We start from the raw sequence: 21,214 nt of genomic DNA, 5'->3' as shown, positions 1-21,214 counted from the left end.
GACGAGGTGTGCTCGGCGGTCGTCGAGTACGCGCAGGCGCTGGCGAACGTGGGGAAGTCGGACCTGGTCGTGGTGCCGTCGCTCTCGGACGAGGGGCTGATCGGGGACGGCGGGCGGGCCCGGTGGAGTCGGGCCAGCCGCCTCAGCCGGCCGAGCGGATCCCTCCGGTCGGACCCCAGGCGACTCCGGTGCCGCCCGCGTCGCCCTGGTAGTCGTCGGGCGAGAGGGTCATGCCGCTCGCGATGAAGTCGGCGGTCGCCGCGCAGTCCGTGACGACGACGTCGCCGTCGGAACGCGCGAGCCCGTAGAGGCAGACGGACTCGTCGGCGAGCTCCGCGGCCGAGAAGGAGTCGAGGCTGAGGGTGGCGAAGTAGTCGACTCCGACGATGCTGCCCAGGTAGCGCGTCGGCCCCCAGTGGAAGACGCGGAGGCTCGCGAGGGTCGACAGCGGGCGCGTGGCGACGTCGTCGGGGACGGCCCAGGGCTCGGTGAAGACCTCCAGCGACGGGCGAGGGGCCAGCGCGACGGAGGCGGCCGTGCCGAGGGCGGCGAGCCCGAGCACGGCGACGAGGGCGGCGATCACCCCGAGGCGGCGGCGCGGGCGGGGCGTGGCGGAGGTGCGGGAGGCGGCGTCGTCGCCTCCGGTGGTCTCGCCGGTCTCGTCCCCACCGGTCCGGTCGCTCGCCGTCCCGCGGCCGATCCGGCCCTGGGCCGCTGCGGGGTCGACGGGCGCGGCCAGTCCCGCGACCGCGGCGTCGAGCGCCTCCTCCCGCTCGCGGAGCTGCGCGCGCAGCAGTGCCAGCTCCTCGAGCGCCGCGGGGTCCGCCTCCGCGCTGAACGCCCGGCGCTCGAGCGCGGCCCGCTGCCTCCGCTCCTCCGGCGACGCGCCGTCGCGGCGCCGCTGCAGGGCGGCCCGGCCCCGACCGCGACCGCCCAGGGCCGCGTCGAGCGCCTCCTCCGTCGCGGGATCGAGCTCGTCGAGCAGCCTCGCCGCGCGCGCAGGCGTGACCGCGGTGCCGACGGACGCCGGCACGTCAGCCCCGGTCGCGGACGGCGCGCGCCAGCGACTCGAGGCGCTCCCGGTACTCCGGCCACCACTCCTCCGGCACCGGCGGGAGGTTGTCGCCGGGCGTCCGGAGCCCGACCCGCCCGTCGATCAGCTCGCGGACGATGTCGGCGTGGCCCGCGTGCCGGTGCGTCTCCGCGGTGATGTGGACGAGGATCCGGTGCAGCGTCACGTCGCGGTTCGTCCACCAGGGGACCTGCCCGGGAGCATCGAGCGGGAGGGCCGCGACCGTCGCGTCGGAGTGGGCCCACACGCGGCGGTACAGCGCGACGACGTCGGCCGTCGACTCGTCGGCCGTCGCCCACATGTCCGAGTTCGGCTCCGACTCGTCCTCCATCCACGGCATCGGCTCCGGGAACGGCCGCCCGAACACGGCGCCGAGGTAGCCCGCCTCGGTGCCCGCCACGTGCTTCACCAGGCCGAGCAGGTTCGTGCCCGTCGAGACCAGCGGCCGCCGCACGTCGTACTCGTCGAGCCCGTCGAGCTTCTGCAGCAGGGCGTCGCGCCCCTCCTGCAGGTAGCGGAGGAGGGTCTGCTTCGCGTCGTCGCTCATCCCCCCAGCCTGCCGCGCCCGTCCGAGCCGCGCCAGAGCGGTGCCGGAGCCGCGCCGTGCTCAGACCGCAGGAAGGATCGCCCCGCGGGCACCGGGATCCGCGGATCCACGGCCCGCCGGAGCGATCCTTCCAGCGTTGTGCACGGGTCAGGCCGGGACGCCCGCTCCCGCCCGCTGGACCCGCGTGCCGACGAGGCGCTGCGAGGAGGCGTCGACAGCGGCGGCCGGGCCGACCAGCTCGAGCTCCGCCTCCGTCTCGCGCGTCGCGCAGTCCGGGCCCACCCACAGCTCGACGCGGCCGGGCTCGACGATCCGCACGCCCTCGCGTCCGGTGAAGGCCAGGCGCGCGGCCGGGACCTCGAAGCGGACCTCCGCCTCCTCGCCGGGCTCGAGCGCGACCCGCGCGTAGCCGAGCAGCTGCGCCACCGGCCGGGTCACGCTCGCGAACACGTCGCGGGCGTACAGCTGCACCAGGTCGGTTCCCGCTCGCTCGCCCGTGTTGCGGACGCGCACGGTCGCCGTGAAGGAGCCGTCCGTCGGGGCGGACTCCCCGACCGCCAGCTCCGTCCGGGCGAAGGCCGTGTACGAGAGGCCGTGGCCGAACGGGCGCACCGGCGTGCTGTCGGCGGAGGTCACGTCCGACGGCCCGCCGAGGATCGGGTGCAGGTACGAGAACGGCTGCGCCCCGGCCGAGCGCGGCAGCGAGACCGGCAGGTGGCCGGAGGGTTCGACCCGTCCCGAGACGACGCCCGCGATCGCGCCGGCGCCCTCCTCCCCCGGGAAGAACGCCTGCAGCACGGCGGCGGGAGCCGACGGCCCGTCGAGCGCCCAGCCCACGGCGGAGGGGCGGCCGGTCAGCAGCACGAGCACGACCGGAGTCCCGGTCGCCACGACCGCCTCGACCAGCTCGCGCTGGCGGCCCGGGAGCTCGAGGCTCTCGACGTCGTTGCCCTCGCCGACCGTGCCGCGGCCGAACAGGCCCGCCCGGTCGCCGACGACCACGATCGCCACGTCGGAGTCGGCGGCCGCCCGGACCGCCTCGGCGATCCCGGATACGTCGTCCCCCTCGACCGAGCAGCCCTCGGCGAGCAGCAGCTCGGCCGAGCCGAACTCGTCGGCCAGCGCGTCCGCGACCGTCGGGATCTCGAAGCCCAGCGGCACGCCCGGGTGGTGCGCCAGCACGTGGTTGGCGAAGGAGTAGCAGCCCATGAGCGCGGGCGCGCTGTCGGCGTTGGGGCCGATCAGCGCGAGGCGGCGCGGCGCAGCGAGCGGCAGGACGCCGTCGTTGGCGAGCAGCACCACCGACTCCTCGGCCAGGCGGCGGGCGATGTCACGGTGGGCCGGCGAGTCGAGGTCGATCGACTCGGGGGCGTCGTCGAAGCGCGCGTCGAGCAGGCCGAGCCGCTCCTTCTGCGCGAGCACCCGCAGCACGGCCCGGTCGACGAGCGCCTCGTCGGCCTCCCCGGCCCGGATGCGCGCGGCCAGCGGAGCGAGGAACGCGTCGCCCGTGGGCAGCTCCACGTCGATCCCCGCGGCGAGCGCCAGCTCGGCCGCCTCGCCCAGATCGGCGGCGACCGCGTGCATGAGGTGGAGGAACGCGACCGAGAAGTAGTCGGCGACGACCACGCCGTCGAAGCCCCAGCGCTCGCGCAGCACGCCCGTGAGGTAGGTGGGCGTCGCTCCGACCGGGTCCCCGTCGATCTCGGCGTAGGAGTTCATCACCGAGCGGGCGCCCCCGTCGCGGATCGCCATCTCGAACGGCGGCAGCAGCACGTCCGCGATCTCGCGCGGTCCGGCGTGCACCGGCGCGTGGTTGCGGCCTCCGCGGGAGGCGGAGTAGCCGATGAAGTGCTTCAGCGTCGCGTCGACGCCGGTGGACTGCAGCCCCTGCACGTAGGCGGTGCCGATCGTGCCGACGACGTACGGGTCCTCGGCGATGCACTCGTCGACCCGGCCCCAGCGGGGGTCGCGGATCACGTCGAGCACGGGCGCCAGGCCCTGGTGGATCCCGAGCTCGCGCATCGAGCCGCCGATCACGGCGCCGAGCTCGGCCACGAGCTCCGGGTCGAAGGAGGCGCCCCAGGCGAGCGGAGTCGGGAACGTCGCGGCCTGCCAGGCGGCGAGCCCGGTCAGGCACTCCTCGTGGACGATCGCCGGGATGCCCAGCCGCGTCTCCTCGACGAGCCGGCGCTGCTCCGCCCACAGCCAGCGGGCGCGCTCGAGCGGATCGACGGGGCGCGTGCCGTAGACGCGGGTCAGCTGGCCGATCCCCTCGCGGGTCGCCTCGGCGTACCCGGTCGAGGTGGCCATCTCTCCGGCGAGCGGGGCGACGACCTCGCCGCCCTGGTCGACCCAGTAGCCGACCAGCTGGGAGAGCTTCTCCTCCAGCGTCATCCGGCCCAGCAGCTCGGTGGTGCGGGCGGACGGGGCCTGGGGGTCCTCTGGTGCGTGCGGTGCGGTCACGGTGCGACCCTCTCTGCGGGTGGGGCGACGGGTGCGGACGGGACGGGGGACGCGGCGGACGGGCGGAGCGATCCGCTCATCCCTTCACCGCCCCCGTCAGCCCGCCGACGATGCGGCGCTCGAAGACGCTGAAGAAGATCAGCGCCGGGATCATCGACAGCGAGACGAAGGCGAGCACCTTCGCCGTGTCGACCGAGTACTGCGACGAGAACGCCTGGACTCCGAGCGGGAGGGTGAAGGTGGACTCGTTGTTGAGGATGAACAGGGGCAGCAGGTAGCTGTTCCAGCTCGCGATGAACGCGAGGATCCCCGTGGTGATCACGCCGGGCATCGCCAGGCGCACGACCATCCGGAAGAAGAAGCCGATCCGGCTGCAGCCGTCGATGAAGGCCGCCTCCTGGATCTCGTCCGGGATCGCACGGAGGAACGGCACCAGGATGATGATCGTGGTCGGCAGGCCGAACGCGATCTGCGGCAGCACCACTCCGGCGAGCGAGTTCATCAGGCCGAGGCTCTTGATCACCAGGTAGAGAGGAGTGATCGCCACGGTCATCGGGAACATCAGGCCGGCGGCGAAGAGCGCGTAGAACACGCCCCGGCCGGTGAAGTCGTAGCGGGCCAGGACGTAGCTCGCCATCAGGCCGAGCACGACCACGCCGAGCGTCGTCGCTAGGCCGGCGATGGTGGAGTTGCCGACCTCCTGCCAGAAGACGCCGCCGGTGATCACGTCGAGGTAGTTCTGCACGTTCCACGGCGAGGGCAGGCCCGCCGGGTCGGTGGTGATCTGCGCGTTCGTGCGGAAGCCGCCGAGGATGATGTACGCCACCGGGGCGAGCATCAGCGCGATCACGACGATCGCCACGACGTAGGCGATCGTGGTGCCGCGGCCCAGGGGCTGCCGGCGCCGCTTCACCGCGAGAGGCCGAGGGGTCTCCGGAGTGATCGGCGGGGCCGTCATCGTCGTGCCGGTCATCGCTTGTCTCCCGTCAGTGCGCCCGCCGTGTCGCGCCGGAGCACGAAGCGCTGGTAGAGCAGCGCCACCACGAGCGAGATCAGGAACAGGACCACCGCGACGGCGTTCCCGTACCCGTAGTTGCCGGCGTTGCGGCCGTTGGTGACCAGGTAGATCGCCATGGTCGAGGTGCCCGCGGTCGAGGACACGTACTGGCCCCAGATGATGTAGACGAGGTCGAACAGCTGCAGTGCGCCGATGATCGACAGGAACGCCCAGATCCGCAGGGTCGGCGCGAGCAGGGGCAGGGTGATCCGCCGCTGCACCTGCCAGTAGGAGGCGCCGTCGATGGCCGCGGCCTCGGACAGCTCCTCGGGGATGCCCTGCAGACCCGCGAGGAAGAGGATCACGGCGAAGCCGATGTACTTCCACGTGATGATCAGCATCAGCGTCCAGATCGCGATCGCCGGATCCGAGAGCCAGTCCTGCTTCAGCGCGCCGAGGCCGACCTTCTCGAGCAGGCCGTTGACCGCGCCGCTGGTCTGGAGCATCAGGCTCCAGCCGGTGCCGACGACGACCTCCGAGATCACGTACGGCACGAAGATCAGGACGCGGATGATCGACTGCCCGCGCAGCTTGCGGTTCAGCAGCAGCGCCAGGAGGATCGCGACCGGCCCCTGGAGCACGAGCGAGAGCACCACGATGATGCCGTTGTGCGCGAGGGCGTCGTGGAAGGTGGGGTCCTGCAGGATCGTCAGGTAGTTGCGGAAGCCGACGAAGTCCGTCGGCACTCCGTAGCCCTGCCAGCTGAAGAAGCCGTAGTAGGCCGCCATCACGACCGGGAAGATCACGAAGGCGAGGAAGACGATCAGCGCCGGGCCGACCAGGAGCGCGATCTCGAAGCGCCCCGCCCAGCCCACGCTGCGGCGGCGCCGGCGCACCGGAGGCGTCGAGGTGACGCCTCCGGTGCGCGCGGTCCCGCGGGGCTCATCCACTCCGAGGAGCGGGCTCTCGCGGAGTGCCATGGTGGCTAGGCCTTCGCCGCGGCGGCGTTGACGGCCTCGACCAGCTGCTCGGGGTCGCTCTTGCCGGCCAGCAGGTCGACGACTCCGACGTTCAGCGCGTTGCCGACGTTGAGGCCGTAGACGGTGTCGAGCCACTGCGAGACGTACGGGGCCGAGTTGTAGGCCTCGAGGATCTGCTGCAGGTACGGCTCGGTGACCGCCTCCTGCGCAACGGTGTTCACCGGGGGCGCGTTGAAGGCCGCGTAGTACTCCTTCTGCACGTCGGAGGTGGCCAGGTAGTTGAGGAAGTCGACGCACTCGTCGGGAGCGCCCACGGAGCAGGAGTAGCCGTCGACACCGCCCATGATCGCGCCGGCCTCGCCGTCGCCGCCGTCGATCTCGGGGAACGGGAACCAGCCCAGGTCGGGCAGCGGCTTCTCGTCGGGGGTGAGGGAGGCGATCACGCCGGGGTTCCACGCGCCCATGAGCTCCATCGACGCCTGGTGGTTGGCGAGGAGTCCGGCCGAGCTGCCCGCGCCCTGCTGGGCGGCGGTCGTGAGGAAGCCCTCGTTGAACGGCTCGGTGGCCGAGAAGTCCTGCAGGTCCTCGCCCGCGCGGACCCAGCAGTCGTCCGAGAAGTCCTTGGTGTCGGCCGCCTCGGCCATGGTGTCGGCGCTGCACTCGCGGAGCGCGAAGAAGTAGTACCAGTGCGCGGCGGGCCAGGCGTCCTTCGCGCCGAGCGCGACGGCCTGGGCTCCGCTGCCCTTGATCTTCGTGATCGCCGAGTCGAGCTCGTCGATGGTCTTCGGCGTCTCGGTGACGCCCGCCGCCGTGAAGAGGTCCTGGCTGTAGAACAGGCCGCCCGGGAGGACGGCGACCGGCATCGCCCAGACCTTGTCGTCGAGCGTGTTCGCCGAGAACGAGCCCTCGGGGATCTCGCTGCGCGCCTGGTCCGAGATGCCGCCGGTGAGGTCCTTCAGCTGTCCGCCCGCGACCATGGCGGCGAGCTTGCCGCCTCCGCGCTGGAGGAAGACGTCGGGGGCGTCGCCCGAGTTGAGCGCCGTCTGGAGCTTGCCGTCGAGGTCCTCGTTCTGGATGGCCTGCGACTCGATGGTCACTCCGGGGTTCGCGGCCTCGAAGTCCGCGATCGTCTTGTCCCAGAACTCCTGGCCGGGGCCCGTGGTCGAGTTCTGCCAGAGGGTCATCGCGACGGTGCCGTCGCTCGATCCCGAGTCCTGGGCCGAGCAGCCGGTGAGGGCCGCGACCGTGCCGAGCAGGGCTGCTGTCGCCACTGCGATCTTCCTGAACTTCATCGTCCAACCGTTCTCTTCATCGAGGGCGCCGCCTGGTGCACCGGCGCCGTGGGGGTTCCCGCCTTCGCGGGTGGAGTCAGTGTCCGCAGTGCTTGCGAAAGTGGTCAAACGTTTTCGAAATGGTTTTCGAAGCACGGGTTACAGTCGGCCACATGACCACCCGACCGACCATCCACGACGTCGCCGCTGCCGCCGGCGTCTCGGTGGCGACGGTGTCCAAGGCCGTGAACGGCCGCTACGGCATCGCCCCCTCCACCGCCACCCGCGTGCTGGAGGTCGTGCGCGAGCTCGGCTACGAGTCGAGCCTCGTCGCGAGCAGCATGCGCTCCCGGCGCACGGGCGTGATCGGCGTGCTCGTCGCGGGGTTCGAGCCGTTCAGCGCCGAGATCCTGAAGGGCGTGGGGTCGGTGCTGGCGGAGTCGCGGTTCGACCTGCTCGCCTACTCCGGCTCCCACGAGGGCGAGCAGGAGGGCTGGGAGCGGCGCTCGCTCAGCCGGCTCAGCGGCACCCTCATCGACGGGGCGATCATGGTGACACCGAGCGTGGTGAGCGCCCCCTCCGACATCCCGCTCGTCGCCGTGGACCCGCACACCGGCCGCGCCGACCTGCCGACCGTCGAGTCCGACAACTTCGGCGGCGCCCTGCTCGCCACCCGCCACCTCGTCGCCCTCGGGCACCGCCGCATCGGCTTCGTCGCGGGCCGCGGCGACCTGCGCTCGGCGCGGCTGCGGGAGGCCGGCTACCGGGCGGCGCTGGCGGAGGCCGGCATCGCCTTCGACGAGCGCCTGCTGCGGGTGGGCAACTACCACCGCGACACCGCCCGGCGGCCCGCCTCCTCGCTCCTGTCGCTGGCCGACCGCCCGACCGCGGTCTTCGCCGCCAACGACGTCTCGGCGCTCGCGATCATCGAGACCGCCGCGCACCTGGGCCTCGCCGTGCCCCACGACCTGTCGGTGATCGGCTTCGACGACGTGCCCGAGGCCGCTCGCTTCGATCCGCCGCTGACCACCGTCCGCCAGCCGATGCAGACGCTCGGAGCGACCGCCGCCGAGATGCTGATCGCGCTGATGGCCGGGCGCGAGCCGCGCTCGCTGCACGTGCAGCTGCCGACGCAGCTCGTCCGCCGCGCGACGACGGGACCGCCGGCATGAGCGGCGACGGGACCGCCGGCACGGGCGACGAGCTGGAGGACGACGGCCCGACCGCGGTGCACGCCGCCCTCTTCGACGCGCTGGAGCTGGTGGACCTGCCCGCGCTCGAGGCGCTGCTCGACGAGCGCTTCGTGATCGAGCACCCGACCGGCCTGGTGCAGTCGCGGGAGGAGTGGCTCGCCGACATCGACGAGGCGCGCAAGGAGTACCACGAGATCGACCACGTCGAGAGCGCCCTCTCGGGCGGCGCCGCGCACCCGGTGCTCTCCTCCCGCACCATCACCGAGGCGACCATCGGCCGCCTGCACGCGACCTGGCGGCTCCAGCTGACGAGCCGCCTCGTCCGCCGCGACGAGGGGTGGGTGATCACGCGGACCGTGGTGACGAGCTGGTGAGGCGGGCGGACCGGCGCGTCCGCGGCCGGCTGCAGGCGCGGCGGGCAGGATCGACACCGTGCTCCTCCAGGTCGTGACCCGCTCCGCCCGCCCGGCCGCCGAGATGTTCGACCGGGCGCGCGACATCGATCTGCACATGCGCTCGCAGGCCGGCGCTCGCGAGCGCGCGGTGTCCGGGACGACCACCGGGCTGATCGGGCTCGGCGAGCACGTGACCTGGAGCGCCCGGCACTTCGGCGTCCCGCTCCGGCTGACCAGCGCCGTCACCGCGCTCGACGCCCCGCACTCCTTCGTCGACGAGCAGACCCGCGGTCCCTTCGCGACCTTCCGGCACGAGCACCGCTTCGAGTCCGACGGCTCCGGCTCCGGCTCCGTGATGATCGACCGGCTCGAGTACTCCGCGCCGCTCGGCGTCCTCGGGCGGATCGCGGAGCGGCTGGTGCTCGACCGGCACCTGCGGCGGCTGCTGGAGGAGCGCGGCGCGTTCCTCGCCGGGGGCGACCGGTGAGCGTCGCGGTCCGGACCCTGCTGACGCTCGTCGCCGTCGCCGGGGTCCTCTCGCTCGCGACGACCTCGGTCCTGTTCGCCCTGTCCTCCCTCGACACCGGCCGGGACCCCGGCGAGCTGCTCCTCCCGCTGGCCCGAGCGCTTCTGGCGACCGCCGTGACGGCGGCTGTCGGCGGGCTCCCCTACTCCGCGGGACGGGGTCGCGCGCCCTGGCCGGTCCTCTGGACCGCTTCTACGGTCTGCATCCTCGCGATCGCCTGGCTCGTGGTCTCGATCGCGGCGTGGACCGATGCGGGCGACGGGACGGACGCCGTCGTCACGCTGCTGACCGTGGTGCCCGCGGCCTGCTGCTCGATCGCCGCGGTGCCGGTGACCGAGCTCGTCCTCCGGGTGGGAACGCGCAGGATCGGCGCCCGCTAGCGGATCCGTCCGCGCCGCTTGACGTTGACGCTGCGTCAACCCGTACCGTCGCTTCCATCGCCGCCGGAGTCCCCGGCGACGCGGAGACGGAGGGCGCTGTGGAGCAGGAGTGGACCGTGCACGAGGTGGCGCGGCTGGCCGGTACGACCAGCCGGACGCTGCGGCACTACGGGGCCGAGGGGCTGCTGCCGCCGAGCCGGGTGGGCGCGAACGGCTACCGCTACTACGACGCCGCCGCGCTCGTGACGCTGCAGCGGATCCTGCTGCTGCGCGACCTCGGTCTCGGACTGCCCGAGATCGGGCGGATCCTGCGGCGCGACGCGGAGCCGGTGGCCGCTCTCGAGCGGCACCTCGACGTGCTCCAGGAGGAGCGCCGACGGCTCGACCGCCGCATCCGGGCGGTCACCGGGACGATCACCACGATGAGAGAAGGGAACGGGCCGATGGCCGAGGAGATGTTCGACGGGTTCGACCACGCGGAGCACCGCGAGGAGGTGGAGCGCCGCTGGGGTGCCCCGGCGTACGCCGACGGCGACCGCTGGTGGCGCTCGATGAGCGCGGAGGACCGCGAGCAGTGGCAGCGGCGGCAGGCGGACCTCGCCGACGCCTGGACCGCCGCGGCGGCGAGCGGGGCGGATCCGACCGGGCAGGAGGCGCTCGCGCTGGCCGAGCGGCACCGCGCCTGGCTCGCCGAGGTGCCGGGCACGCCCCGCGACGCGACCGGCGGCCCGAGCGACGAGTACCTGCTCGGGCTCGGCGAGATGTACGTCGACGACGAGCGGTTCTCGGCGCACTACGGCGGAGTCGCCGGCGCCCGGTTCGTCCGCGACGCGCTGCGGGCACTGGTCGGGCGGCGGGGATGACGGAGGTTCCGTCTGCCGGGCCGGGACCCCGCTCCGGAACGGCATGATCGCCTGATGGGACGCATCCGATTCAGCAGTCCGGGCTGGGACGAGGACACCGACCGGGGACCTGCGCCCGACCCCGACCGTGCCCGGTACTCCCGGGACGACGGGGCGAGGTTCACCGCGATCACGCTCACCTGCCTGTCGGTCCTCCCCGCGATCGTCCTCACGGCCGCGTTCCTCCTCGTGCGGCTCCCTCCGCTCGACCGCGACGACCAGCCCGACTGGACGGCGCCGGGCGCGGAGGTCCTGGCTCCGTGGCTACTGCTGTTCCTGCTCCCGCCGCTGGTCACGGGGCTGCTCGCCCGTCTGGTCGGCGGGCGGGACTCCTTCCACGGGTTCCTGCCGTCCGCCGCGGTCTGCCTCGTGGTGATGGCGCCGTTCCTCGGGCTCTCGCCCCTGTCGCTCCTCGGCTAGGCGCCGCCTCTCACGCCTGCAGGACCACCGCGCCGTAGTGGGTGCCGGCGCCCGTGCCCACCAGCAGCACCGACTCCCCCGGCTGCACGCGCGAGCGGTGCAGGGCCAACGGGATCGCGCTGCCGATCGTGTTGCCGACCTCGCCGAGCGTGATCGTCATCCGGTCGCGACCCCAGAGGCGGGCCATGCCCTCGAGCCCGGCCGCGCTGGTCTGGTGCGGGACCACCCGGTCGATGCCGGGGAGCCCGCTCGAGAGGCCCGGCCGCACCTCCTCGAGGAACGCCGGGAAGTGCCGCAGCGCGTCGACGAGCAGCGCCTTGCCCTGCATGTCGAAGCGGAAGTCGGCGAGCCGGTCGGGCGCCTCCTCGATGCGGATGCGCGAGCCGAAGCCGCGCAGCTCCGCGTGGCGCACACCGCTCGGGCGGGTGCGGAAGTGCGTGGTGACCAGGCCCTGTCCCGGAGTCTCGGCGCGGCCGATCACGACGGCGGCGGCCGCGTCGCCGAAGAGCAGGGCGCTCTCGGGCTGGCCCGGGTCGATGCCGCGGCTGCCGCAGTCGGTCGAGACGATGAGCACGGTGTCGGCGCGACCCGTGGCGAGGAGGAACCCCGCCTCCTGCAGAGCGAAGAGGAACGACAGGCAGGTGGCGCCGACGCTGTACGCCGAGACGTCGTCGAGGCCGAGTCCCGCCGCGAGCAGTGCGCCTCCGTCCGGGATCGCCTGCAGCTGAGTGCCCGAGGCGTTGAGCACCACGTCGACCGTGTCGAGTCCGGCCGCCGCGAGCGCCCGGCGGGCGGCGAGCAGGCCGAGCTCCAGCGGGTCCTCGTCGTCGGTGACCCAGTGGCGGGTGCGCACGCCGGAGCGGCGCTCTGCCTCGTCGGCGGGCAGGCCGCAGAGCGCGGCGACCTCGGCGGTCGTGACGATCCGCTCGGGCAGCGCTTCGCCCGTGCCGAGGATGCGGAGCGGGAGGAGGTCGGGCACGCGGGCCCCTTCCTGCCCCGGGACGTGCGGAGCGAATCCCTGTATAGCGCGCCTCTGCGCTTCTGCGTGCCGTGTCGGCGCGGTTTGACGGCACGGGCGCCCGCCGACACCATGGTCCCGGAGCGGGGGACGGATGGACGCGCGCGGTTTCTGGGTGGTCGTGCCCTTCCTCGACGAGGAGAAGCTGCTCGGCGGCGCCCTCGACGCGCTCGCCCGCCAGACCGATCCGGACTTCACCCTCCTGCTCGTCGACAACGGCAGCACCGACGGCTCGCGCGCCGTGATCGAGGAGTTCCGCCGCCGGTGCCCGGAGCGGCAGGTCGCCGTGATCGACGAGGCGCAGAAGGGCACGGGAGCCGCCTCCGACACCGGCTTCCGCCACGCGATCGCCGAGGGCGCGACGGCCGTCGCCCGCACGGACGCCGACTGCCTGCCGAGCGCCGACTGGGTGGCGCGCCTCAAGGCCGACCTCCGCGGCGGCGCCCGCTTCGTCGGCGGCCGCCTGTCCCCGCGGCGGGACGAAGCCGTCTACCGCTGGTACGATGGAGTGCTCGGCACCGCGCTGATCCGCCTGATGGAGCACGCGCCGGGCGTCTTCTACCGCCGCCCCGGCCAGCGGTACCGGATGTTCATGGCCGCCGGCTGCAACCTCGCGATCGACGCCGCGCTGTACCTCCAGGTCGACGGCTTCCCGCGCTCGAGCATCGACGACACCGACGAGGACCTGGAGCTGCACCTCAAGGTCTGCCAGGTGATCGGGCGGAGCGAGGTGCTGCTCGACAAGCACGCGGTCGTGCTGATGTCGATCCGGAAGGGCAAGGCGCTCGGGTACCTGGGGATCCTGCTCTGGTACTGGGGCCGCAAGCGCGGGCTGGAGGTCGTCGATGTCCGCTGAGCGCCGGCGCCGCGTGCTGATCACCGGGGCGACGGGGTTCCTCGGCGGCTACGCGGTGCGCGAGTTCCTGGCCGCGGGCGACGACGTGCTCGCTACCGGTCGCGCCCCCGAGGCGCTGGCGCGGCTGGAGGAGGAGGGCGCCACGGTCCTCCGCGCCGACCTCGCCGAGCTGGGCGCGACGACCGTCGAGGCCGACGTGCTCGTGCACGCCGCCGCTCTCTCGAGCCCGTGGGGCACGTGGAGCGAGTTCGAGCGCGCGAACGTCGCGGGGACCGAGGCGATGATCGCGCTGGCCGAGCGCTGCGGGATCCGCCGCTTCGTCTTCGTCTCCTCGCCGAGCATCTACTCCGCCCGCCGCCACCAGTACCTGGTGCGGGAGGAGGAGGTCGACGCCGGCAGCCGGATGAGCCTCTACATCCGCAGCAAGATCGAGGCGGAGCGGCTGCTGCAGGAGGCGCACCGCGCCGGCCGGATCCCCGAGCTCGTGATCCTGCGCCCCCGCGGCCTGATCGGCGTCGGCGACCCCAGCCTCCTCCCCCGCTTCGTCGCCGCGAGCCGCCGCCGCGGCATCCCCCTCTTCGACGGCGGCCGGAACCCCGTCGACATCACCTGCGTCGAGAACGCCGCGCACGCGCTGGTGCTCGCCGCCGACGCTCCCGTGGCCGACGGCGGCGTCTACAACATCACCAACGGCGAGCCCGCTCCGCTCGGCGACCTCCTCGAGCGCTTCTTCGCCGCGATGGGCGAGGAGCCGCGCTTCATCCGCGTGGACCTGCGCGTGCTGACCGGGCTCGCCGAGATCCTGGAGCGGGTCTACCGGCTGCTGCCCGGCCGCGAGCCGCCGTTCACCCGCTACACCGTGGCGACCCTCGCCTACGCGCAGACCCTCGACATCTCGCGGGCGCGGACCGAGCTCGGCTACGAGCCGACCGTGCCGCTGGCCGAGGGCATCCGCCGGGTCGGCGAGCACTTGAGGAGGTCGCGTGGCTGAGTCGTCGCTGCAGGTGATGGCGTGCGGGAGCACCGTCTTCCCGCTGTCCCGGGTGTTCCGCGGGAAGGGGCTCCCCCGCCGCGTCTTCCCCTCGAACGTCTTCCTCTACACGCACGCGAGCGGCCGACGGGTGCTCGTGGACACGGGCTACCCGCCGACGTTCCGCGGAACGGGCCTCGTCGGACGACTGTACGAGCGCATCCTGCCCGCGACGGTGCCGGACGACGAGACCGTCGACCAGCGGCTGCTCGCCCTCGGCCTGACCCCGGCCGACGTGGAGTTCGTGGTGCTCACGCACCTGCACCCGGACCACGTGGGCGGCGTGCGCTGGTTCCCGGACGCGACGTTCGTGCTGTCGTCGGGCCAGGTCGCCTCCGTGCGGCGGAACCGCGTGCGCGAGGGGATCTTCCGCGCGCTGCTGCCGCCGTGGTTCGCGGCCGGGATCGTGGCGGACGAGCAGCCCGCGACGACGATCAAGGGGCTGACCGGATTCGACCTGTTCGGCGACGGGTCGCTGCTCGTGGTGCCGCTGCCGGGGCACGCACGCGGTCACCTGGGGGTGCTCGTCGAGGGGCGCGTGCTCGTGGCCGGAGACGCGGCGTGGGGGCGGGAGTTCCTCGGCTGGTCCGGGCGCCTGCGCCGGCTGCCGCGGTTCATCAGCGACGACGCGCGGGCGCACGAGCGGACGTCCGAGATGCTCGAGCGGGTGGAGGCGGCGGGGGTGCGGCTGCGCTTCTCGCACGACGCGTATCCGGAGGGGGACGTGCGGCTGGGTGGGGCGGCGACTGGCCTGGCTTCACGCCACGTCCCCGAGGAGCTGGTCGCTCGGAGGCTCGGAGCCGCGGCCTCGGCCGCGAAGAGTTAATCGCGGTCGCTGCGAAGTTCGTCGCCGCGACCGCGATTAAGGCTCCGCGCTGTCCTATTGCCGGACGCGCCGGATCCTCAGGAATTACTGCAACCGGGACGAGGTCGATGCGAAGGGGTGAGATTGTCGTAAACCGAGGCCGATTCAGACACACTGAGACGAAAAGTTATCAGCCATTCGCGAAATCGAAACAACTGAGAAGCACTGCAGAGGAGCACAAATTTTGAAACGTAGCAACACCACACCCAAAGAAGCTGGCCTCAGGGATGCATTGGCAGAAAACCTGAACGTCGTTGGCGAGGAGTTGTCTCTAATAAAGGTCGAATATCACTTGCGGAATACTAATGGCGCATCTGGATCGATCGATATTCTTGCTCGTGATGGACGCGGCGACCTTGTCATCATTGAGCTGAAACGAGCCGATCAAACCGCTCGCCAAGCCCTGCACGAACTTGAAAAATATGTCGCACTTCTCGCGCAAAATCACGGCATCCGTACAGACCAGTTACGTTGCATATTGATTTCAACTACCTGGCATGAACTTGCTGTTCCTTTTTCAAGATACCAAAGCCATGCCGATTTCTACCTCACTGGGCTCGAGCTCATTCTGGATAGTAGTGGCACTATTCTTCGTTGCGACCCTGTAATCCCTAGCAAATTATCTGCCGGCCTTGACCTATGCCCCTCCTATTTCGGAATGCTTTTCGAGAGCGCTGAAGCCCGTGATCTGTCCGTAAAGCAGGCCAAAGATGCACTCTTGCTCTTGGATGTGGAAGATTTTATTCTACTTAGCCTCGATTACTCCGGCTCGAACGAGCGCGTTATTTTCCCGTACGCTAATTTCTTAGCCCTGTCTAAATTTGACCAAGCAATGCGAGAGCATATTAGTCTTCATTTTTCAGAGGACGCGATCGATGAATTCGAACCGGAGGACTACTGGCAAGAAGAGTTGGTCCAAACTCATCTATCTAGGATCATTGAATGCGACGAAGTCTCAATAAGCACGCCCTACCAACTAGGAGTACTCGAAACATGGAGCCTGGTAGTCACAGAAGGATCGGGGGTATTTGCCGACCCGCTGGTATGGCCGAGCGAGCGTCTACTCGAACTCGTGTCGGGAAGTCGCAGCAGATATGCGATGAACTATTCGGACCAAGTCGTTCCTGCTAATCGTCCCGCGTGGCTCAAATTACTAGGGAACGTGGACCAGGTTACTCGGGGAACGGACCCCTGGCCCCAAATCATCCACAGCTGGCTTGAGGAGGCGGAGCATATCGGCGCAGAGGTTCGACTGAATATCTACTGTCCGCAGTCCATACTATATGGCTTGTTCAAAATTGCCCGCGACCGCGATGCATCCTTCATCCCAGAGATAACACTGGCTCGAAAGCATAGGGTTACCGGCACTCTTGTTCGAGGAAGCATTGCCTGGGACGGCATCGTTCGCGACATAAGCATTACGGAGCTTCTTTCAACGTTCGATCTTGATTTTCTGGACTACATGACCGCACATGGTCTCGGTGAGAATATTGAGCTTGAGCAGAAGATGCTGATAGCATTAGGCCTGCGATATGTTGCTCTCGAGCCGACAGGACTAAGCCGCAACGGCTTAGTCGACGAGTTACGCGAGCTTAGTGTAGAAGGCCATGGGTCTTTAGCGCGGTCGGTTCCTATCATCAAGGAGCATCGCAGTCCAGAAGAGTTTCTCGGAGCGCATCCTTTGTTCCGGGAAAGCCTCTTGTCTGCCTTCGGCACTAAGGTCATTGGAATTTGAGCCCTGCTCACGAACCCTCCGCAGTTGACTGCCTGACGCGCCACCTCGGCGGATCTGGGAAGGCACCCGCTCGCGGAACATCTGCGATTTCCTCCGCCGACGCATCCCACCTGAGCGCACCTCCCCCTTCGGCGCGAGATGCCGCTCGGAGGCCTGTCGCACTGCTGCCGACTTCCACCGCTACCCGGGCACCACCACGAAGGCGACTCCGACGACGACGCCCAGCACGAGAGCCACCGAGCCGAACCCGATCAGGAGGGCGAACGTCAGCGGACGGGTCTCGCGGAAGCTAATCGTGCCGGGGATCAGCTCGTTGATCTCGGAGGGGCTGAGCGTCTTCTCCGGGGCGGGCGGCGCCTCGATCTCCCGCCGACGAGCGGCTCCGGTCAGGCGCGCCCACACGCTCCGGTTACCGGTGTGCACGCCACGCGGCGCCGGCAGGAGCGGCGTCTCCACGGCAGCGACGACTGCCCGCAGATCCTCGATCTCCCAGTCCGCCCCGCGGAGCCGCAGCGACCGGCTCCCGTCCGACAGGAACAGGATCAGCGACGGGGGGAGATTGATCCCCTCACTGTTGGGGCCGGCGGGCACCCACGCGAGCAGCGCCTTCACCGACGGGGCGGCGCGCTCGAAGGTCACGACCCTGCCTCGAGCGTCCGTGCACTCGATCGCCCGGTCCGAGATCCGGAGCGACGCGGTGCCGAGGAACCGCCGGTTGCGGAGCGCCAGCACTCCGACGATCACCAGAGCCACCACGGTGGCGAAGCCGAACAGCCCGAGGTAGACGGCCAGCGCCGCACGGCGGTCGTCGGCGATCACGACGCCCCAGCCGCTCCCCGCCAGCAGGACCAGCGCGGGAAGGACGGCGACGGGCCTCAACCGTCGCGACTCGTTCCTCTGCCGGGCCCTCGAGGGCCGGAACTCGCGAACCGGCTCCGAGCGGTCCGTCCGTCGCCGCTCCATCAGGCCGACGCGACGGACGGAGAGCCGGTGCGGACGCGGTTCCGAAGAGGGTCGTCGAGGATGCGGCGCATGGCGTCAGGGTAGCGGTGGCGCTCACCAGCGCCGCCCTCGCCTTGGGGGCCTTGGATTCTTCGCGCGGCTGTAGCGCAGCGACCGCCGAAAGCGAGGACCACCGCTCCTTCTGTGCTCCCGGCGACGCCGATAGCCTTCGCCCGTGACCTCCTCGACTCGCGCACTGGACCTCGCTCGTGCACGCCTCCGGATCGGAGCGCTCGCGTTGGTCCACCTCGTGGTCGCCGTCAACCTGGTCCCGTTCGGACTGTTGAGCTACGCCTCCGAGAACTATCCGGCCGTCGATGAGTGGTCCGACCTGTCGACGCTCGGGCGGGCCGTCCAATGGGCGGCCTTCGCTCCGTGGGTGCTCGTCGTCATCACTCCCGTCGTCTCGTTCATCGTCGTCCGTCGCCTCTCCGCCCCCCTGAGGAGCTTCTGGATCACGCCCGCCGCCGGCATCGCCGCCACCGTTGCGATCCACTTCGTGTCCTACCTCTTCTTCGACGCCCCTCGCCCAGTCACCGGAGGGTGAGCGGACGCGGCACGCTCGTCGATCCGCGCGGGACGTCACCGCACGACAGGTCGGCCCCTCCCGAGTTGCTGCCGCCGGGCACGATCATCCGAGCGAGGGCTCGTCCGGGTCGACAGACTGGGCTGGTGTCCTCACCGATGACGATCCGCGCCGTGCCGACCTCGGCCCGGCGTGAGGAGATGCACCTCGGGCTCCATCTCGCAGAGAGCAGGCGAGCGCGGCCTCTCGCGGCCGTCCCCGGCGATCGGCCTCCTCAAGACCTTCCGTACCGGGCAGCGCACTCGAAGCACGCGCGACGCCTGGCGCGGCGGCAGCCCGCCGGGGGCCGAGCGCCCTGACGCGACTCCCGCGCCGCCGACGACACGACGCCCCCACTCGACGCCCCACGTACCCACTCAGACAGGACCTGCCATGACCTCCTCCCTCTCCCACCCGGCGAGCCGCTGGGCTCTCGACCACATGCCCCTCACCGCGCAGGCGGTCCGGGAGCTCGCTCCGGTGCTCTCCGGGAAGAAGCTGGCGATCTGCCTCCACGTCGAGCCCAAGACCGCCGCACTCGTGTCGCTCCTCGTCGAGGCCGGGATGGACATCGCTCTGACGGGCTCGCCCGGAACCACGAAGGACGACGTCGCCGACGACCTCCGCGCCCTCGGCGTGCACGTGCACACGAAGCAGAGCGACGGCGAGGCGGAGCACCTCCGCAACATCGAGGAGGTGCTCGAGCACGATCCCGATCTCACCCTCGACAACGGCGCCGACCTGACTCTCCGGCTCATCGACTCGGGCGTCCCGGACCACTACCTCGGCGGCACCGAGGAGACCACCACCGGCGGCATCCGCCTGCGGGAGAACAGCGCGACCCTCCCGCGACCGGTCGTCGTCATCAACGACTCGCCCCTCAAGCTGATCGTCGAGAACGAGTACGGGGTCGGCCAGAGCGTCGTCCAGGGCTTCATGAACGCCACGAACCTCATGATCCCGGGCACCCGCGCCGCGGTCATCGGCTACGGTCCGTGCGGACGCGGAGTAGCCGACACCCTCGCGCAGCTCGGAGCGCGGGTCTCCGTCGCCGACGTCGACCCGATCCGCTCGCTGCAGGCGATCCTCCGCGGCCACCGTGTCGGACCCGTCGCCGACGTCCTCTCGGACGCGCAGTTCGTCTTCACCGCCACCGGCGCACCCGGCGTCATCGGCGCCGCGGAGATCGACGCCTTCGCCGACGGCGCTGTGATCGCCGGCGTCGGTCACTTCCCGTGGGAGATCGACGAGGACGCCCTCGCGGCCGCCACGGAGTCGACCACCGAGTTCGCCGACGGACAGCGCCGGCAGGGCATCCGCCTGAAGAACGGCAAGCGGATCGTCCGCCTCGAGAACGGCCGGATGATCAACCTCACCGCCGCCGGCGGGAATCCGATCCAGGCGATGGACCTCGGCCTGACCCTCCAGGCCCGGAGCCTCGCCGCTGTCGTCACCGCGGACCTCGACGCCGTCGTGCAGCCCGTCCCGGCCGACGTCGAGCACCGCATCGCGACCGACCTCGTCGCCCTCCTCAGCCGCTGAGGGACGCCGGGCAGGAGGGTCTCGCCGGGCGCAGCGGGTCGGGATCGCGACCCGCTGCGCCGACGTCGGCGCGGTTGCCGGCAGCAGGAGCAGGCATCCGTGGCCGCTCCCGCGAGGCCGAATCAGCGGACCCGCCCGGCTCACGGGACCGTCACTCGCGGCCGAGCCCGTCCGTGATCGCGCTGACGACGCGGTCGAGGTGGGACTCGAGCAGGAAGTGCCCGCCGTCGACGAGCTCGATGCGCGCGTGAGGCGCGTCGCGGAGGAACGCCTGGGCGCCGGCGGGGGCGAAGATCTCGTCGTTCCGGCCCCAGACGGCGAGGACGGGGACTCCGGACTCGCGGATCCACGCCTGCACGGCGGGGTACAGGGCGCGGTTCGTGGCGTAGTCGCGGAAGAGCGCCAGCTGCACGTCGTCCTGGCCGGGGCGGGCGAGGAGCGCGAGGTCGTGCTCCCAGGCGTCCGGATCGACGATGGTGGAGTCGGGGACACCGTGGGTGTACTGCCATTCGACGGCCTCCCGGCCGAGTGCCGGCCGGAGGGCGTCGCGCGTCTCGTCGGTCCGCTCGGCGGCGTCGGCCCAGATCGGGTCCCAGAAGCCGGGCACGAAGCCCTCCTCGTAGGCGTTGCCGTTCTGCGAGATCACGGCGACGACCGCGGACGGATCAGCGAGGGCGAGGCGCCAGCCGACGGGGGCGCCGTAGTCCTGGACGTAGATCGTGTACCGGGTCACCCCGATGGTCTCGAGGAAGCGGCCGGTCACCGCGGTCAGGGCCGCGAACGTGTAGTCGAAGTCGTCGACGGAGGGCGCGGACGAGCGTCCGAAGCCGATGTGGTCGGGGGCGATGACGCGGTAGTGGCCGGCGAGGGCGGGGAGGAGGTGGCGGAACATGTGCGAGCTGCTCGGGTACCCGTGCAGCAGCAGGAGGACGGGCGCGTCGACGGGCCCGGCCTCCCGCCAGAAGACGTCGAGTCCGTCGATGGACACGGTGCGGTGATGGACGACGACCATAGCTAACCCCTTCAAGTAGATTTACTGGTTAGCCGGACGCTAGCATGGATCGAACGGGCCGCACGGCGGGAGAACGGGGAACGGTGGATCGGGACGAGGAGCTGCTCCTGGCGGTGCTGAACAGCGCGCCCGTGGTGGACGGACGGCCGACGGACGACCTCGGCGACGCGGCCGGTCGCGAGCTCGCCCGGCGGTGGGGCGGAGTCGGCACCGAGGACGAGCTCGAGCGGCTGCGCCGCGCCCGCGACGCGCTCACCGGTGACGCGCGGGGTGCGCACGGCGTGCGCGACCAGGTCCGCGAGCTCCGCGACGGCCGCGGGCGCACCCGAGCGCACGACGGCCTGGAGCGCGTCGCGGGCGCGGCGCAGCCGCTCGAGCTCGTCCTCGGTGCCGACTCCGCCCCACCGCCGGGCGAGCTCGCGACCGGCCGCGTCGCCGAGGTC

General features: G+C 71.3%; 21 protein-coding genes and 1 pseudogene. 13 read left to right on the top strand and 9 right to left on the bottom strand.

Annotated elements, in window-relative coordinates; all coding sequences use genetic code 11:
* Nucleotides 1-142: 142 nt before the first annotated feature.
* From C5C82_RS14785 to C5C82_RS14760, 6 genes are all read right to left on the bottom strand, one after another.
* Entirely contained in the window at nt 143-1,033 is an 891-nt protein-coding gene (locus tag C5C82_RS14785; RefSeq protein ID WP_104355288.1) for a hypothetical protein, read from the bottom strand.
* A 1-nt stretch (nt 1,034) separates the two neighbouring features.
* Nucleotides 1,035-1,619 carry a DinB family protein gene (locus C5C82_RS14780; RefSeq protein WP_104282942.1) on the bottom strand — a complete coding sequence of 195 codons (585 nt, stop codon included), beginning with the start codon at nt 1,617-1,619 and terminating at the stop codon, nt 1,035-1,037.
* A gap of 147 nt (nt 1,620-1,766) precedes the next feature.
* The gene (locus C5C82_RS14775) at nt 1,767-4,013 is read right to left on the bottom strand and encodes a glycoside hydrolase family 3 N-terminal domain-containing protein (protein ID WP_104355287.1); all 2,247 of its coding nucleotides are present in this window, start codon (nt 4,011-4,013) and stop codon (nt 1,767-1,769) included.
* A gap of 145 nt (nt 4,014-4,158) precedes the next feature.
* Nucleotides 4,159-5,055 carry a carbohydrate ABC transporter permease gene (locus tag C5C82_RS14770; RefSeq protein WP_104224899.1) on the bottom strand — a complete coding sequence of 299 codons (897 nt, stop codon included), beginning with the start codon at nt 5,053-5,055 and terminating at the stop codon, nt 4,159-4,161.
* Nucleotides 5,052-6,059 carry a carbohydrate ABC transporter permease gene (locus C5C82_RS14765; RefSeq protein WP_104226347.1) on the bottom strand — a complete coding sequence of 336 codons (1,008 nt, stop codon included), beginning with the start codon at nt 6,057-6,059 and terminating at the stop codon, nt 5,052-5,054. Before C5C82_RS14765 ends, C5C82_RS14770 begins: the two co-directional genes overlap by 4 nt.
* A 5-nt stretch (nt 6,060-6,064) precedes the next feature.
* The gene (locus tag C5C82_RS14760; RefSeq protein ID WP_104349598.1) at nt 6,065-7,351 is read right to left on the bottom strand and encodes an ABC transporter substrate-binding protein; all 1,287 of its coding nucleotides are present in this window, start codon (nt 7,349-7,351) and stop codon (nt 6,065-6,067) included.
* Between the two features lie 152 nt (nt 7,352-7,503).
* Here C5C82_RS14760 and C5C82_RS14755 point away from each other — a divergent pair, with 152 nt between their 5' ends.
* The 6 genes from C5C82_RS14755 to C5C82_RS14730 all read left to right on the top strand — a co-directional run bounded on the left by C5C82_RS14755 (nt 7,504) and on the right by C5C82_RS14730 (nt 11,146).
* Nucleotides 7,504-8,502: a LacI family DNA-binding transcriptional regulator gene (locus tag C5C82_RS14755; protein WP_104263367.1), complete on the top strand. Its 999-nt coding sequence runs from the start codon at nt 7,504-7,506 to the stop codon at nt 8,500-8,502.
* Complete coding sequence (locus tag C5C82_RS14750; protein WP_104263368.1) at nt 8,499-8,897, top strand: nuclear transport factor 2 family protein; 399 nt, start codon at nt 8,499-8,501, stop codon at nt 8,895-8,897. Before C5C82_RS14755 ends, C5C82_RS14750 begins: the two co-directional genes overlap by 4 nt.
* A gap of 58 nt (nt 8,898-8,955) precedes the next feature.
* Nucleotides 8,956-9,405 carry an SRPBCC family protein gene (locus C5C82_RS14745; protein WP_308471293.1) on the top strand — a complete coding sequence of 150 codons (450 nt, stop codon included), beginning with the start codon at nt 8,956-8,958 and terminating at the stop codon, nt 9,403-9,405.
* Nucleotides 9,402-9,824 carry a hypothetical protein gene (locus C5C82_RS14740; protein ID WP_104295385.1) on the top strand — a complete coding sequence of 141 codons (423 nt, stop codon included), beginning with the start codon at nt 9,402-9,404 and terminating at the stop codon, nt 9,822-9,824. Before C5C82_RS14745 ends, C5C82_RS14740 begins: the two co-directional genes overlap by 4 nt.
* Before the next feature lie 98 nt (nt 9,825-9,922).
* A complete protein-coding gene (locus C5C82_RS14735; protein ID WP_104295386.1) occupies nt 9,923-10,687 on the top strand; it encodes a MerR family transcriptional regulator in 765 nt (254 codons plus the stop codon).
* A gap of 54 nt (nt 10,688-10,741) precedes the next feature.
* On the top strand, nt 10,742-11,146 hold the full coding sequence (locus tag C5C82_RS14730; protein WP_104355286.1) for a hypothetical protein: 405 nt from the start codon (nt 10,742-10,744) through the stop codon (nt 11,144-11,146).
* 10 nt (nt 11,147-11,156) lie between these two features.
* Here C5C82_RS14730 and C5C82_RS14725 read toward each other — a convergent pair whose 3' ends face one another.
* The gene (locus C5C82_RS14725; protein WP_104295388.1) at nt 11,157-12,125 is read right to left on the bottom strand and encodes a 3-oxoacyl-ACP synthase III family protein; all 969 of its coding nucleotides are present in this window, start codon (nt 12,123-12,125) and stop codon (nt 11,157-11,159) included.
* Between the two features lie 133 nt (nt 12,126-12,258).
* Here C5C82_RS14725 and C5C82_RS14720 point away from each other — a divergent pair, with 133 nt between their 5' ends.
* The 4 genes from C5C82_RS14720 (at nt 12,259) to C5C82_RS14705 (ending at nt 16,650) form a co-directional block, all read left to right on the top strand.
* On the top strand, nt 12,259-13,020 hold the full coding sequence (locus tag C5C82_RS14720) for a glycosyltransferase (RefSeq protein ID WP_104224910.1): 762 nt from the start codon (nt 12,259-12,261) through the stop codon (nt 13,018-13,020).
* On the top strand, nt 13,010-14,011 hold the full coding sequence (locus C5C82_RS14715; protein ID WP_104355285.1) for an NAD(P)-dependent oxidoreductase: 1,002 nt from the start codon (nt 13,010-13,012) through the stop codon (nt 14,009-14,011). The genes C5C82_RS14720 and C5C82_RS14715 overlap by 11 nt, the downstream gene beginning before the upstream one ends.
* Nucleotides 14,004-14,876 (top strand): MBL fold metallo-hydrolase, encoded by an 873-nt coding sequence (locus C5C82_RS14710; protein ID WP_104355284.1) that lies wholly within the window; start codon nt 14,004-14,006, stop codon nt 14,874-14,876. Before C5C82_RS14715 ends, C5C82_RS14710 begins: the two co-directional genes overlap by 8 nt.
* A 223-nt stretch (nt 14,877-15,099) precedes the next feature.
* Nucleotides 15,100-16,650 (top strand): endonuclease NucS domain-containing protein, encoded by a 1,551-nt coding sequence (locus tag C5C82_RS14705; RefSeq protein WP_181134454.1) that lies wholly within the window; start codon nt 15,100-15,102, stop codon nt 16,648-16,650.
* Nucleotides 16,651-16,830: 180 nt separating this feature from the next.
* Here the strand turns inward: C5C82_RS14705 and C5C82_RS14700 are convergent, their stop codons facing one another.
* On the bottom strand, nt 16,831-17,529 hold the full coding sequence (locus C5C82_RS14700; RefSeq protein WP_104355282.1) for a hypothetical protein: 699 nt from the start codon (nt 17,527-17,529) through the stop codon (nt 16,831-16,833).
* 298 nt (nt 17,530-17,827) lie between these two features.
* Here C5C82_RS14700 and C5C82_RS14695 point away from each other — a divergent pair, with 298 nt between their 5' ends.
* Entirely contained in the window at nt 17,828-18,199 is a 372-nt protein-coding gene (locus tag C5C82_RS14695; RefSeq protein WP_104355281.1) for a hypothetical protein, read from the top strand.
* Between the two features lie 411 nt (nt 18,200-18,610).
* On the top strand, nt 18,611-19,759 hold the full coding sequence (locus C5C82_RS14690; RefSeq protein ID WP_104355280.1) for an adenosylhomocysteinase: 1,149 nt from the start codon (nt 18,611-18,613) through the stop codon (nt 19,757-19,759).
* Nucleotides 19,760-19,910: 151 nt separating this feature from the next.
* Here the strand turns inward: C5C82_RS14690 and C5C82_RS14685 are convergent, their stop codons facing one another.
* A complete protein-coding gene (locus tag C5C82_RS14685; protein WP_104355279.1) occupies nt 19,911-20,771 on the bottom strand; it encodes an alpha/beta fold hydrolase in 861 nt (286 codons plus the stop codon).
* Between the two features lie 83 nt (nt 20,772-20,854).
* Between C5C82_RS14685 and C5C82_RS14680 the strand changes: the two are divergent.
* Nucleotides 20,855-21,214, top strand: a pseudogene (locus tag C5C82_RS14680) (hypothetical protein); the annotation flags it as partial.

Origin of the sequence: Rathayibacter sp. AY1D5 (assembly GCF_002932515.1) — a bacterium.
Lineage (GTDB): Bacteria > Actinomycetota > Actinomycetes > Actinomycetales > Microbacteriaceae > Rathayibacter.
The sequence above is the reverse complement of the archived record's forward strand: the minus strand, read 5'-3'. Positions and strand labels throughout refer to the sequence as shown.